Consider the following 13,204-nt stretch of genomic DNA (forward strand, 5'->3'; position numbering starts at 1 on the left):
CTTCTACTTTTCAAAGAAGTGACATCTTAAAAATGCCATTTGAATGAGCGATATATTGCCCATGCTTAGAGCCAATTATACTGAAAAACGAAAGTTTCAGTCCGACTGACTAAATATGCTGCGTATTATAAAGACAGTATGCCTAGATAGCAACCTTGATTTAGAACTATCTTCTGACGTTTCAGCTCGTTGCTGAGATGTAATCAGGTATTTTACTTTTCACATACAATACCGTGACGCCCGACTCATCGGTCCAGTTTAGTTCCCTTCTATTTTTTGTAACAAAAAAGAAATATTTGATCCATAATTGGGGACAATAAAATCACCAAATTAAGGAAGACCAAATGAGAACGGTTATAAAATCAAGCAAATTGACAGCGCTGTCTATATTTAGCTTCGAAGCGTTTGCAGCGCAATGTGAATCAGCAGGGCCACAAACACCGAGAGATATTGATAGTTTGCAGGGTCACAACAAACGGGTTTTTGCTATGGCCCCCCCAAAAGAAAAACTCAATCTATGTAACATCCATTTTCATAAAAATGCAGAACATAAAGCCAAAGACTTCTCTGTCGTTTCCAATGATCCGAAATATGGCGGATTCCAATGTAATGCAACTGCAAGCCTCACCCCAGCGGAACTAGCTCCTGTAGAAGAGAAAGTATGTAACAACGTAAAGCCCGGCGATACAATTGAAGTACACTGGGTTCATAGCTCTTGTAATGTAAAACCAGGGCCAACACTTGGCGCTTGTTTAAGTGACAGCTGCGCCAACCCCGATCTACGCGTCGAAACTCAAGTGTTTTTAGTGGTAAATGATAAGAATGCGCAAGACTTCACTGAGCTTGATTATCAAGGCCAAGTTGGCGGCTATCATCAAGCCGGTGCTCTACCAAGCAATACAGGCACACCTGTCGAGTTTTTAGGTTCGACCACAGGACCTAGTTATAACAATCAACAGTGCTCCCCCCTGCAAGTAAGCTGGAGTGTACGCCCAAGCTGTGCCAAAGTTGATATAGATAGTCTCGCGCGTTGGTGTAAAGACAATGCGTTTGAAGAGGACCATGCGCATGGCATTCGTAAACTTGTGACAGATCCACAGTTACTTTCTCCAATTGAGCACTAATATTTTTAAATAAATGTGGGCCGTCGCTCAATATCGGCCTACTATAGCTAGATTCAGCATATTGAAATTCAATTAATTATTGCAATGTAAGAAAAATCCTACAAAAAAATATTAAAAAGTCTCGCATTTAAAAAAAACAGCTATACTCTAACTTAGGCTATTTGTTTTTGAGCAAAGGATCCGCTCTTCATCAGTTTGAAGAGGCGTCTATGAGCATTACTCCCTATCAATATCAACTTTTAACTCAAACGCTTGCGAGTATTCGTCCGAATTTTCATGGCTTTTGTACTTCTTGGTACAACCAAATTCAACATTACGATTTGCGCATGCAAATTCCAACAAATGTGGGACAACTCATAATCTGGGAGCATCAAATATTTGATTTTGTACAAAATTGTGTGATGAGAATTCCACAACAGTCAAACCTGTTACATTACCTGCAAAAGCAACGCGGTACGCTGTTGTTTATGGGGACGTCAGAAAAAGATATCAGTGTCTTGTTATTTACTTTTACGGCAACGCTAAAAAGTCATCTTGGCAGGCATTTTACCACTGCAGCAAAAAATGCTTGGAACAAGGCACTGTTACTCATCGAAAATATGCTGCGCTTTGAGTTATTCAAGAAAACGAATATTGTTGGTCTAGAGGAGTTCAAAAGAGCGCAGCAACAAGCAAACTAACTTGAGCTACTGAACAAAGAAACAGCTCCAGCCACTAAACATCACTCTAAACCAAAGTCACGTTGAGCTTTCAAAATTAAACTCTGCGTGACTTCTGGCGCTTAGCTATTTAGACTTTCACAAAATCTTTATATAGGAAGTGATAAAATGCTAAGAGCGATTGCCTTTGCGTCTACTATGGTCGTTTCACTTACCGCATGCGATATGCTGGAAGACTCTAAAGCCCAAATCGAGGCACAATATTTATCTGAACACCAAGAGCTACAACAAGTGGTTGAGCAGATCCGTGATAAAGGAATTGAGTCAGTGCAGGCATCAGCAGAGGCTGGTAGTGTTGCAGCTTGCGTTGCAAATAATCTAGATGCCGATCCGATGGGCGCGCTTATTGCGGTTGAAGGCGCATTGCAAGACAGTGCAAATCTAAGCGACCTACTCAACTCTATTTCTCGCCTCAGTCAGCAGGAAATTTCCATCGAACAATTTCCTGATTTACTTCAGCAAGGTGCTGATACCGTTAGATACTTAAGAACTTTGCTTGAACAGTACGATTTGGCTGAGCTAAAACAGCAAGCGAGCAACTTACTTGAACAAAGCCAAACCAAAACACAAGACGTTGGTGCTCACTTGCGGACACTTATTGAATCTTGCCAAACTAACTGAGCAATTTAGCTGATTGTTACGTATAGAGTCTTATTCGTTCATGACTGTTAAGAATACACGTGAAAGTAGGACTCTATTTATTTGAAAACGACTGTCGCCTTAGTGATAATCCCGCACTTACAAAGCTGACGTCTTTAGTCGACACACTTATCTGTATTTATCTACCCACTGCGAACCTATGGACGGCTCGCAAAGCGCAGTGCTCAACTTCTTTTGCTGTCGAATGTTATCGCAATCAGACGCTCAACGCCTTGCATCAATCACTAACGTCACAACAACAGAAGCTGTATATGCTACGTGACACAACTCACCTCAAAGCACTGACCGAGATTATTCATACACAGCAGATAACTCATATTGGCCGCGCAGCTCATCCAGGATTCGATGAACAAAAGCTTTGGTTAAAGTTACAAGACAAGTTTCCGCATATTCAATACATTAGCGCCTATTCTAACACCCTTTTTGAGCCAGACTCACTACCAATCAGCGTCAGTGAATTGCCACCTAGCTTTACACCATTTAGAAAAGCTGTAGAGGACATTGAACCTAATTCACCTATTGCAACCGCTAAGCTGCCCCCAAGACCGAAGCGAGTTTCAGATTTAGCTGAATTTAAAGCAAACTCTTTATACAGTATCAAAGTAGCCGTCGGTGAAGCGCAAGCTCAGCAGCAGCTACAACAATATTTTCAAACGGATGCGGCTCTCACATACAAAGAAACCAGAAACGCTTTGCTCGGTGAGCATTTTTCCACTCGCTTTAGCCCAATACTCGCCTCTGGCGCTATCAGCCCTAAACAGATCAAGCAAGCACTTACTCAATTTGAGCAGCAAAGAGGCGCAAATGAATCAACCTACTGGATTTGGTTTGAGCTTCTGTGGCGTGAGTACTTTCATTGGTATGCATTCAAACATCAACAGAAGCTATTTTACTTTTCAGGCGTCAAAGCCAAAACACCAAAAACCAGTTTCTATCCAGAGCGCTTTTTAAAGTGGTGCCAAGGTGAAACGCCCTGCGCGCTAGTCAATGCCATTATGCACGAATTAACTAAAACCGGCTGGATTTCCAACAGAGCGAGACAAATCGCTGCGAGCTACTTTATAAATGAGCTACAATTAGACTGGCGCTATGGTGCTGCTTTTTTTGAGCAACATCTTATCGATTATGACGTCGCGGCAAATTGGGGAAATTGGCAGTATATCGCGGGAGTAGGGGCTGATCCTCGAGGTGGTCGTCATTTTAATATCGCAAAACAACAAGAGCTATTTGATCCTGACGGCGAATATATAAAATTATGGCAAGGGGAAGCATCTTCACAACTCGACAGCCAAGATCATGTTGGTTGGCCTTTGGAGGATAACTAATGGCACAACAAAAATCCCAATATAAAGGCCTCAGATTGATTCTTGGCGACCAACTCAACGCCAAACACAGTTGGTTTTCTGACGAGAAAGCCGAGTATCTTTATTTGATAGCAGAGCTCAAGCAAGAGACCGACTACACCAAACATCACATACAAAAGGTATGCGCATTCTTCAAAGCCATGGAGAATTTTGCTATCGCGCTGGATAAAGCAGGATTCCATGTGCTACACCTCACCCTCGATGAAACTCAGAAGTATTCGGATCTCCCCGCTTTAATTGCGCATTTATGTGATGAATATCAGGTCTCTAGTTTTGACTATCAACGGCCTGATGAATACCGCTTACTCAAGCAAATGACGGAGTTGAGATTAGATCATTTACAAGTTCGCTACTTTGATACTGAGCATTTTCTAGTTCCATATGAAGAGCTGGATGACTATTTAACCCCAGGCAAACACACCACAATGGAGTTTTTCTATCGCAAACTCAGGCGCCGCTTTAATATATTGATAGAAGATGGAGAACCCGTTGGCAAACAATGGAACTTCGACGGCCAAAACCGTAACAAGCTAAAGCCAAAAGATATCGACGCTATTCCACAACCACTTTGTTTTGCCAACGATGTTAGTGATATTTTAAAGCGGATTGAACGCCATAAAGTGAAGACTATTGGTAACACTGAAAATGAACTGCTTTGGCCGACTACACGCGCTCAAGCCGAAGAACTTTTATGCTATTTTTGTGAGCACCTACTGCCTTCATTCGGTCAATTTCAAGATTCAATGACCTGTAAAAGTGACGATAAATGGTCGCTATATCACTCACGGCTCTCTTTTGCGCTCAACACAAAGATGCTTCACCCTAAACATGTTATTGATAGCGCGATCGCAGCTTACGAAGACAACTCACAAATTGATATCGCCCAGGTTGAGGGGTTTGTTCGGCAAATATTGGGCTGGCGAGAATATATTCGAGCCGTTTACTGGCTCAATATGCCTGACTACCGCCATAAAAATTACTTGCTCGCTCAGCGCAACTTGCCAAGTTACTTTTGGCACGGAAAAACGAAGATGCGTTGCCTAAGTGAAGCCATCACTCAAAGCCTAGATTATGCCTACGCCCATCATATTCAAAGGTTAATGGTCACAGGAAACTTTTGCCTGTTGACAGGAATTCACCCTGATCAAGTGGATGAATGGTATTTGGGTATATACATCGACGCCATTGAATGGGTAGAAATGCCGAACACGAGAGGTATGACACAATTTGCTGATCACGGCATAGTAGCAACCAAACCTTATGCTGCAAGTGGTAACTACATGCAAAAGATGAGTGATTATTGTCAGCATTGCCACTACAACGTCAAACAAAAATCGGGGGACGATGCTTGCCCGCTTAACAGCCTTTATTGGCATTTTATGCATCGCCATGAGGATAAGTTTGCCAATAACCACCGTATTGGCATGATCTATCGAAATTGGCAAAAACAAGATGAGAAAACACGGCAGGAAGTGCTCACCAGAGCTCAATGGTGCTTAGATAACATTGAGCAACTTTAGGCTACGCTTGCACGTAGCCTAAACATTAAAAGAGGCGCCAACGCCTTTTTTTGGTTTTTACTTTGTGAACCCAATTCACCTCAATCGTGGTCACTGCTAGTACATCTCGAGACTGCTTTGAAATAAGTTCATAACTTAAACTTTCATCAGAGCTAAAGTCTAACTCATATTTAAATGTATCCGCTTTTGCCCAACACTGGAGGATCTTTTTCGACAAGCTTTCTCGAATGCAATAGTCTCCCTCCGTCGGTGCATTTACCGTTACTTTGACGTCCGCATAGCAAGTCCTCCCCTGGTTCAGGGCAACACACTTGCTCGGTACAGCATGCAGTATTCCCACTGAGTTAGTTTCTTCGGCGCGGAGCTGGTGGCTCAACAAAACCCCAAGAAACAACACTGTCCATGTGATTAATTTAGAATACATATTTCACCCCAGTAAAGAATACTCTGGCGTGGCGAGAGCGAACTAAGGGGCTATCTAAGGTATCTTGAGAACCAACTAACCACGATGCGCCTGCACTAAACACCCAATCTTCTGCAATGGGATAATTTAGCTGCATTTGTACGAACGCCGAGGCCGAAGCACCGGGTTTATAGGGAGTCAAGTAGCCATTGGCTTCATCCTCTGAAACACCATAGAAGTAATTATGAAAATTACTAGAATAATAGTTAGCGCCAAAGTTAAGCCATAAATCCCAGTTCCTTAATTCAAAGTTGCGTGTCGCTTCGAGGTGAAAAACCCAACCGTTTGTGTCACCAAAAACATCGTAGACTATTTCAGCAACGGCAAGAAATTCACCGACATGGCGATAATAGGAAAAGCCTAAAGAATTATCTTGATCGCGTTTACGTATGCCCCTTAGCTCAGGTACCACATCGTCGGTATCGTAGTAACCACGTTCAGAAAAAGGCAACATATAACTGCCATAAATGGCATCAATTCCCCATTCACCATTATTGATAATTTGGTAGCCAACATCCGAGCCACCAAAGAAATCTCCTGAGTGGGTATTCAAGTAAAAACTTTTATATTCTATTTTTGCATCAACTAGAAAAGTACCATGTTTGAATGTCGAATCCGTCCCAATCAAAGCTGGCATTGTCATGTCAACATAAAAGGCACCAACACTCAGCTGCCAAGCAAACTCGTCGTCAAGTTCGTCACTGTGTTCTTCGCAAATTCCATAAAACGGTAACAATAAACTGATTATTATAAGTAGTTTTTTCATAGTTCCATTCGTTTAGCGCAGGTGTGCCTAAATTCTCCCCGAGATCATACCTGACCCATTTGTGACCAACAAGCATCTTCTCCAATTTTTAACCCAAACATAATTTAACTTTATTTTAATAAATATTTCACATAAATTATTTTAAATAGCGCACTTTGCTTTAAGCAGAGAAATTCGCGTTCACATAAATTAAAATCAATAGAGGCAATTCATGCAAAAATATTTACTCCCTTTGGCGCTAGTAGCCGCAGCAGGTCAAAGCCACGCATTTAGTCAAGAAACACATAAGCGTATCGTAATCGACGCGGTGGACTACATGGCGCAAAACCCGACAACAACACAGTATGCGAAACTACAAGCCTATGCTCAAGCTAACGGCATGTCCGTATCCCAGCTCGCCAATGTACTAGGTCAGGCAGCTTATGATGTCGATGACTTTGAAGATACGTTTTTTTGTGGTGCCATTACGGGTGACTGTGTACAGGCACCTCTTTGGGGTGCTGCTGAAAGCATCGTGAAATATACCAGTTACTGGCACTTCCAAAACCATACTCAAGGAGCTGATACTCACGGCAATGACTTCGGTGGTTATAACTATCAAAAGTTAACCGTGTGGGGCTCCGTTGATACGATGGCGGCGACCTGGCTAAAAGGCGATTATTTAGACGATGGTCATGGCGGCGAAACCGGATGGTTTAGTGCTGATGACACTGAATACGATAGTTATGGGATAACAGAAAAGCACTATCGTATTGACAGCCACTCAACGTACAGCATGTATGATGACTTTGAGGAAATGCCTTTTCAACCGATTGACAACTTAGGTCAGTATTGGTACCAAAGTTATGTGCAAAGCGGGAACCCACAAGTACTCGGTTTTGTATTTCACACCACAGATTTACTGCAACCACACCATACTTGGACAACATCAGCTCTGAATCATGCTGGCTGGGAGTCCTGGGTAAAAGACTATTATGATCAAGAATCATTAAATGACTTTACTTTGGTCAAGCAAGCAATGAATAGTTTTAGTGCAGTTGATACTAACTCAACAGACATCCGCCCACTACTAACCCAAGGTGGCGCTTTCTCCTATTCGCAAGGTGGTATCGTATTGAATTCTGAGGATCATTACGACCGCGTAAACACAGGAAAACAAGTGATCCCACATGCGATAGCTATGGTGGTTCACTTACTTAATCACGCGATGGACGTGAGATAATGCGATTTGTTTTACTTCTCTTGGTAAGTAGTTTTTGCTTACCAAGCTTTGCCTCACCGAGTATACCTAAAGCCCTGACGCCTTTGGTTCACCAACTCTATCTTGAGCAAGGTCGAAAGCTATCTAAAAAGCAAACCGCGGCGCAATTGCTTGAAAACCAATTTTTACTATTCCAAGCGAGGCAACTTAACCCAAGTATTTTGGAGCGCCAGTCTAACGTTGGTTTCAGCACCGAATATCACGTCGATAAGTTTCTCGCAAGCTCACTCTTGCATTGGTTCCCAGCACTTTCTCAGCTTGAAAAAAAACACTACCCCTTGGTATTTGATAAGGATAAAATGCTGTCTTTACTGGGCCAGTACCCCACTGACGGGCAATATACTGCTGAGCAATTACTCAAATGGCAACAGCAGCAGCTAACAAAATCAGCGTCACTAACACTTGCTCAAGTATTAGACAGTCAATCGATGCAAAACCGCTTTAAACTTCACCAGGGAGAACTCGCGTTACTGCAAGCTATTGTCAATCAACACCTCAATCAACAGGCGCTATTTACCGCCGCAAAACCTTATGTTGCTAAGCAAGGCCTGACAATAGAACAGTTACGACAAGTGGTAACCGCAGAACTATTGAGGCCGAGCATGTTGGCATTTCTTGGTGTTAAGGAAGAGATGCATGGTGCAACGAGCCAGTATGTTGATACCCTGAGAAGTGAAATTCCAGAAAGTGCTATCGCGAAGTATTATGAGCGTCATAAGAAAAGGTTTAAATATATCAAGCAAGTCAGTGCGAGCGCAGCGAAATTTCCCGAACAAAAAGCCGCACAGCAATTTAACGAATATGCAAATGCACACTCGTGGCAACAAGCCGTCGCTAAATATACCCCGATATTAATATGGCAAGCCCAACTCACTCCGCTGACGCGCCAAAGCACACCGAAATGGGAAACACAGCTGGCGTTTAGTAATCAACAAGGCAAGATAACACCTAGTATTCGCACGCCAAGTGGCGAATGGCTGGTATTGTATAGTCAGTCACCGGTATATGATTACTACGATGTGAAAAGTGAAACAGTACGCTACCAAGCACTGCGAGCACTAACCCAAGAGTTTGCTCAGCACAAGTTCGAGCAAAATTATATGGCTTGGAAAGCGGCAAACAGCGGAGCGGTAATATGAAGTATTGGCAAGCATTGATTGTCATATTCCTTGGGACAGTGATCGCTGTATTCACACTGCGTTTTGCCAGCATAGGTTGGCAAAACCCTACATATAATCCCCCCTCGCAGACAAAGCCCGAGCAGGAGAAAAGAACTGAAATGTTAATCAATACTTATGCTCCGATGAACTCAAATGTCGAGACCTCACGCAAAGCTGTTAAGTCGATCACGGATCCCGAATATGTGCCGCCAATAAGCCGAGTCGAAAAGCAAAAGGATAATTTTCAGGGCGACTTGTCGGATACTGATGCCTACCAAACGTATTTGGATCAAAAAGACGCCAAGTTAAAGCAACAGTATATTGCGGCCGTCGATGTCAAAGTAGCGCAAATAGAAGTACTACTAGCGCGTGGGATTAAAGAGGGATTACCACAGCAGCAGTTACAAGAGGCAAGAGATAAAATCACGGCGCTTAAAGACATGCAAAGTAAATTGCGTTTTGAATTGAGTGAACGTGATAGCAAATAAAGTTAGACTGAACCTTCTCTCGTGTCTCCCCTACGCTCAGTCAACGAACAAAACAATTAACGTACTTGAAGCTGAATGTTGCCACTCGCCACATTAGGGTTTTTCATCACCGCATTGAGAACTACATCTTGTTGTCCTCCATGATAATAGCTAATAATTTCTTCTAGCACTTTTTTGGGGGTACTTGGATTTGTGGCAAGTGCTAAGTGCGTAGCAAAGTCTCGTTTTAGACTCAAATAAGTTAGCGTGTTTGGTGCCGTCGCGGGATTTTGTGCAACCGCAAGATCTATCACATCACCACTTTCAGGAAAATAAGAAACCAACGCTTCAAGTTGCTGAACTGAAGTTTGGCTGTCTTTGGCTTGCTTTAACACTACAACATGTTGATTCATGTGTAATAAGATATAAATCGCAGTGCTGACAACACCTCCCCAAAGCACTAAGTGTGTATATTTGATGCTGAGAACTAGGCCATCGACATGCATATCATGACGGGCAGCATGCATTTTCAAAAAGAAATAGCTAAAAATGGCACTAAATAGAAAAACCAAGAAGCCATAAATCAGCATAGCGTTTAGGCCAGTATCTTGCGAAAAGGGCGAAAATTGCACTTGGTGATAAAATTGTGCAGACATGTGAAACAACAAAGTATAAAACCCACCCGCAATGAGTAAGGATAACCCACCTGATTTCAACAACAATATCAGCTTATCTTTTAGTTCCATTCTTCATCTCAACGCAATATTTTCTTCTACCATACAAGTAACTAGCTAAAAACACTACACAGATAACCTAAACAGTACTAAATTCACTGCCAATAACCCAGCTTAGCCCTCTTAATGTAAGTGGATGAAATACAAAACATGCAGTGTAAAATCAGCGAGTAGGCAAAAAAAAGCCGCCTTGCGGCGGCGAGTTGGAAATCAATAAACTAGATCGATATTACTTACTTTCAAGCAAGTTGCCTGAACCAATTTCTATTTTTCTTGGCTTCAGTGCTTCTGGGATCTCGCGCTCAAGGTCAATAACCAGTAAGCCGTGCGCTAAGTCTGCGCCTAATACTTTGACGTGATCACCAAGCTGAAATTTGCGCTCGAATCCGCGTTCGGCGATCCCTTGATGAATAAATTTACGCTCGCTGGCTTCTTCAGTCGCTTGCTTTTGTCCCTTTACGGTCAAGGTATTGTTTTCTGATTCCAGTGTTAGCTCTTGCTCAGTAAATCCCGCAACAGCCATAGTAATTTGGTACTTGTCTTTACCTAACGCTTCGATGTTGTATGGTGGATAGCTCGGTTGTTTATCTGTTCTTGCGGCAGCATCCATCATGGAAGCTAAATGATCAAAACCGATAAATGAACGGTATAATGGTGACAAATCTACTGTACGCATAATTTTGTATCCTCTTAAAGCTATACATGGGTGCTTACTCTTCAAAAAGAACCAATAAGCACTTTTAAAACAAATAGTTATTCAATTTACGAGGCCCTATCGGCGTCCTCATAAAGCTATTTATGGTCAGCAAATTTATTTTCAAGAAAATTCTTTTAAAAATTTTCAATTTTTTTAAAAAACTTATTTAAAACAGATAAATATATTTTTTCTATCGCATGTAAATCACTGAGGGATAGGTGTTCATTCACTTGATGAATTGAATCATTCTTTACCCCGCATTCGATCACTTGCGTTTTTCCAGTCGCAAAGAAGCGACCATCGGAGGTGCCGCCTGCAGTACTTAAGCTCGGATATTGCCCCGTTGTTTCTTGGATTGCTTGTTCTACTTGCGTTAAGAAACAGTTTTCTTGCTTCGCGCCGGTATAAAACGACTCACAAGGCCGCTCCCAACTGAGCGCTAACATGGCACCGGATTTAGCCAGTGACTCCTGGATGTACTGCACAACTTCTTGGCTCTTATAAGCATGGCTGTAACGAATATTAAAGGTGATTTCACACTCTGCTGGCACCAAATTATCTACGATATTTGGCACTGTGATCCCAGTGACTTGCTGCGTGGTTTGCGATCCCGCTTCATCTTTCCACCAAGGTAAAAGCGCGAGTTGACTAACCAACTGCCCTGCGATGTGAGCTGCATTAACCGTTTGCTCTGGATAAGCCACATGCCCAGCTCTCCCTTTAACCTGAATACGCCCAGAAATCGCTCCGCGACGACCATTTTTGACCGTATCTCCCACCACTTGGTGTGAAGTCGGCTCCCCTACCAAACAAGCATCTAACTCGATGCCATTTTCCGCTAATCTTTCCGCAATCAATTTAGAACCAAACTCCGCTTCCCCTTCCTCGTCGGAAGTGAGCAACCAGTAAAAACTTCCTCGTAATTTTTCACGATACTCTAGTAAGGTTTTGGTTGCTGCAAGCATTGCCGCAATGCCACCTTTCATATCTGCAGCGCCACGTCCATACATCACGCCATCAATGATTTGCGCACTAAATGGTGGCACAATCCAGCCTTTATTATTTGCAGGCACAACATCCACATGACCAGAAAAAGCAAAAATTGGTCCCTGAGAAAAACGATAACTTGCAATTAAGTTTTTTACTCCCCGCATCTCAAACTGCTCAATAGTAAAGCCCAGCGCGGCGAGTTGCTCTGCCATGAAAGCGATAGTGCCAGCATCACACGGCGTAATCGAAGGGGCTTGGATCAAACGCGTTAATATCTCTGTGGCGTATGAAATACTGGGATTTTTATACTGTGTTGCTAGTGACATAACTAAGAATGATTTGTAGGTGAAATCTAGCAATTATTTAAAGATGAAACTTTGACCACAGCATTGCAGTTTTAATGCAAATTAATGACATCGAGAAAACTTAATCTAAATCAAACTTTCAAAAATTTCTGAAATCTTACAATTTAAAAATTGATCTAGAACAGTTTTTCATTTTTTGAACCCTTTTAAGATGGCTTCATTGAAAACACACACTGTTTCACAGTTTAAAAAATGTCCTCACATAGGGTTAGGAGAAGAAAATGAAAACTTTAAGCGCTGCACTTTTATCTACTCTGCTAGTTGCTGCTCCCTTCGCACACGCAAATTTCAGTGTTAATGTTGGTGCTATTAACGTAAACCCTGACAATTCGGCTTCTGCAATTGATCAAGATAACTCTCTTGGTCTAGTTGCTGACTCAAATACTCAGCTAGGTATCACGCTTGACTACCACTACAGCGATAACATCGTATTTGAACTGGTTGCAGCAACACCATTTTCTCACACAGTTGATGGTGCTGGTGGCTTAGCTGGAGCTGAAATCGCAGACATTAAACACTTACCACCAACATTACTTGCACAGTATCACTTCTTTGATGCAAGCGCTAAATTCCGCCCATTTATCGGCGCGGGTCTGAACTACACAGTATTCTTCGATGAAGAGCCAAGTGCAGCACTAAAAGCAACGCTAAAAACTAACGACGTAGAAGTTGATTTGGACAGCTCTTTTGGTATTGCATTACAAGTCGGCTTTAACTACGACTTAAATAAAAAATGGGGTCTGCACGGCATGATCTCTAAAATTGACATCAATACCGATGCAACAGTTTACGCTAACGGAGTAAAGACACTGACATCTGATGTTGAACTAGACCCTGTTGTGGCTATGTTCGGTGTGAAATATAAGTTCTAACACCTAAATGGTTTAGATCACAGATTTACTGTTACTTTCTCA

Annotated in this window: 14 protein-coding genes; 9 read left to right on the forward strand and 5 right to left on the reverse strand. The window is 42.3% G+C overall.

Annotated features, from left to right (window positions below):
• Window positions 1–344: 344 nt before the first annotated feature.
• The 5 genes from CWC03_RS10845 to CWC03_RS10865 all read left to right on the forward strand — a co-directional run bounded on the left by CWC03_RS10845 (window position 345) and on the right by CWC03_RS10865 (window position 5,387).
• Entirely contained in the window at window positions 345–1,124 is a 780-nt protein-coding gene (locus CWC03_RS10845; RefSeq protein ID WP_138581940.1) for a delta-class carbonic anhydrase, read from the forward strand.
• A 209-nt stretch (window positions 1,125–1,333) separates the two neighbouring features.
• Complete coding sequence (locus tag CWC03_RS10850) at window positions 1,334–1,804, forward strand: globin family protein (RefSeq protein ID WP_138581941.1); 471 nt, start codon at window positions 1,334–1,336, stop codon at window positions 1,802–1,804.
• 147 nt (window positions 1,805–1,951) lie between these two features.
• Window positions 1,952–2,464 (forward strand): hypothetical protein, encoded by a 513-nt coding sequence (locus tag CWC03_RS10855; protein WP_138581942.1) that lies wholly within the window; start codon window positions 1,952–1,954, stop codon window positions 2,462–2,464.
• A gap of 59 nt (window positions 2,465–2,523) precedes the next feature.
• Window positions 2,524–3,828, forward strand: a complete 1,305-nt coding sequence (locus tag CWC03_RS10860; RefSeq protein ID WP_138581943.1) for a DASH family cryptochrome — start codon at window positions 2,524–2,526, stop codon at window positions 3,826–3,828.
• Complete coding sequence (locus tag CWC03_RS10865) at window positions 3,828–5,387, forward strand: cryptochrome/photolyase family protein (protein ID WP_138581944.1); 1,560 nt, start codon at window positions 3,828–3,830, stop codon at window positions 5,385–5,387. Before CWC03_RS10860 ends, CWC03_RS10865 begins: the two co-directional genes overlap by 1 nt.
• Before the next feature lie 25 nt (window positions 5,388–5,412).
• Here the strand turns inward: CWC03_RS10865 and CWC03_RS10870 are convergent, their stop codons facing one another.
• Window positions 5,413–5,811 carry a DUF3019 domain-containing protein gene (locus tag CWC03_RS10870; RefSeq protein ID WP_138581945.1) on the reverse strand — a complete coding sequence of 133 codons (399 nt, stop codon included), beginning with the start codon at window positions 5,809–5,811 and terminating at the stop codon, window positions 5,413–5,415.
• Window positions 5,801–6,616, reverse strand: coding sequence for a MipA/OmpV family protein (locus CWC03_RS10875; RefSeq protein WP_138581946.1), 816 nt, complete (start codon window positions 6,614–6,616; stop codon window positions 5,801–5,803). The genes CWC03_RS10870 and CWC03_RS10875 overlap by 11 nt, the downstream gene beginning before the upstream one ends.
• A gap of 211 nt (window positions 6,617–6,827) precedes the next feature.
• On the opposite strand from CWC03_RS10875, the gene CWC03_RS10880 reads away from it, so the two are divergent.
• From CWC03_RS10880 to CWC03_RS10890, 3 genes are read left to right on the forward strand one after another with little or no spacing between them, the layout of a single operon-like run.
• On the forward strand, window positions 6,828–7,838 hold the full coding sequence (locus tag CWC03_RS10880) for a phospholipase C/P1 nuclease family protein (protein WP_138581947.1): 1,011 nt from the start codon (window positions 6,828–6,830) through the stop codon (window positions 7,836–7,838).
• Window positions 7,838–9,016 (forward strand): peptidylprolyl isomerase, encoded by a 1,179-nt coding sequence (locus CWC03_RS10885; RefSeq protein ID WP_138581948.1) that lies wholly within the window; start codon window positions 7,838–7,840, stop codon window positions 9,014–9,016. The genes CWC03_RS10880 and CWC03_RS10885 overlap by 1 nt, the downstream gene beginning before the upstream one ends.
• A complete protein-coding gene (locus CWC03_RS10890; RefSeq protein ID WP_138581949.1) occupies window positions 9,013–9,525 on the forward strand; it encodes a hypothetical protein in 513 nt (170 codons plus the stop codon). The genes CWC03_RS10885 and CWC03_RS10890 overlap by 4 nt, the downstream gene beginning before the upstream one ends.
• Window positions 9,526–9,581: 56 nt before the next feature.
• Here CWC03_RS10890 and CWC03_RS10895 read toward each other — a convergent pair whose 3' ends face one another.
• The 3 genes from CWC03_RS10895 to dapE all read right to left on the reverse strand — a co-directional run bounded on the left by CWC03_RS10895 (window position 9,582) and on the right by dapE (window position 12,251).
• Window positions 9,582–10,250, reverse strand: a complete 669-nt coding sequence (locus CWC03_RS10895; RefSeq protein ID WP_138581950.1) for a hypothetical protein — start codon at window positions 10,248–10,250, stop codon at window positions 9,582–9,584.
• Window positions 10,251–10,467: 217 nt separating this feature from the next.
• A complete protein-coding gene (locus CWC03_RS10900; protein WP_138581951.1) occupies window positions 10,468–10,914 on the reverse strand; it encodes an Hsp20 family protein in 447 nt (148 codons plus the stop codon).
• A 155-nt stretch (window positions 10,915–11,069) separates the two neighbouring features.
• Window positions 11,070–12,251, reverse strand: coding sequence for a succinyl-diaminopimelate desuccinylase (gene dapE, locus CWC03_RS10905; RefSeq protein WP_138581952.1), 1,182 nt, complete (start codon window positions 12,249–12,251; stop codon window positions 11,070–11,072).
• A gap of 260 nt (window positions 12,252–12,511) precedes the next feature.
• Between dapE and CWC03_RS10910 the strand changes: the two genes are divergently transcribed.
• On the forward strand, window positions 12,512–13,162 hold the full coding sequence (locus CWC03_RS10910) for an OmpW/AlkL family protein (protein ID WP_138581953.1): 651 nt from the start codon (window positions 12,512–12,514) through the stop codon (window positions 13,160–13,162).
• Window positions 13,163–13,204 lie beyond the last annotated feature (42 nt).

Origin of the sequence: Pseudoalteromonas sp. S2755 (genome assembly GCF_005886535.1) — a bacterium.
Lineage (GTDB): Bacteria > Pseudomonadota > Gammaproteobacteria > Enterobacterales > Alteromonadaceae > Pseudoalteromonas.

Excerpts from the sequence above, each read along its gene's own strand:
- dapE (WP_138581952.1), bottom strand. The coding sequence starts at position 12,251 with ATGTCACTAGCAACACAGTATAAAAATCCCAGTATTTCATACGCCACA.
- CWC03_RS10855 (WP_138581942.1), top strand. The coding sequence starts at position 1,952 with ATGCTAAGAGCGATTGCCTTTGCGTCTACTATGGTCGTTTCACTTACC.
- CWC03_RS10910 (WP_138581953.1), top strand. The coding sequence starts at position 12,512 with ATGAAAACTTTAAGCGCTGCACTTTTATCTACTCTGCTAGTTGCTGCT.
- CWC03_RS10895 (WP_138581950.1), bottom strand. The coding sequence starts at position 10,250 with ATGGAACTAAAAGATAAGCTGATATTGTTGTTGAAATCAGGTGGGTTA.
- CWC03_RS10850 (WP_138581941.1), top strand. The coding sequence starts at position 1,334 with ATGAGCATTACTCCCTATCAATATCAACTTTTAACTCAAACGCTTGCG.
- CWC03_RS10900 (WP_138581951.1), bottom strand. The coding sequence starts at position 10,914 with ATGCGTACAGTAGATTTGTCACCATTATACCGTTCATTTATCGGTTTT.
- CWC03_RS10875 (WP_138581946.1), bottom strand. The coding sequence starts at position 6,616 with ATGAAAAAACTACTTATAATAATCAGTTTATTGTTACCGTTTTATGGA.
- CWC03_RS10870 (WP_138581945.1), bottom strand. The coding sequence starts at position 5,811 with ATGTATTCTAAATTAATCACATGGACAGTGTTGTTTCTTGGGGTTTTG.
- CWC03_RS10890 (WP_138581949.1), top strand. The coding sequence starts at position 9,013 with ATGAAGTATTGGCAAGCATTGATTGTCATATTCCTTGGGACAGTGATC.
- CWC03_RS10845 (WP_138581940.1), top strand. The coding sequence starts at position 345 with ATGAGAACGGTTATAAAATCAAGCAAATTGACAGCGCTGTCTATATTT.
- CWC03_RS10880 (WP_138581947.1), top strand. The coding sequence starts at position 6,828 with ATGCAAAAATATTTACTCCCTTTGGCGCTAGTAGCCGCAGCAGGTCAA.
- CWC03_RS10885 (WP_138581948.1), top strand. The coding sequence starts at position 7,838 with ATGCGATTTGTTTTACTTCTCTTGGTAAGTAGTTTTTGCTTACCAAGC.
- CWC03_RS10865 (WP_138581944.1), top strand. The coding sequence starts at position 3,828 with ATGGCACAACAAAAATCCCAATATAAAGGCCTCAGATTGATTCTTGGC.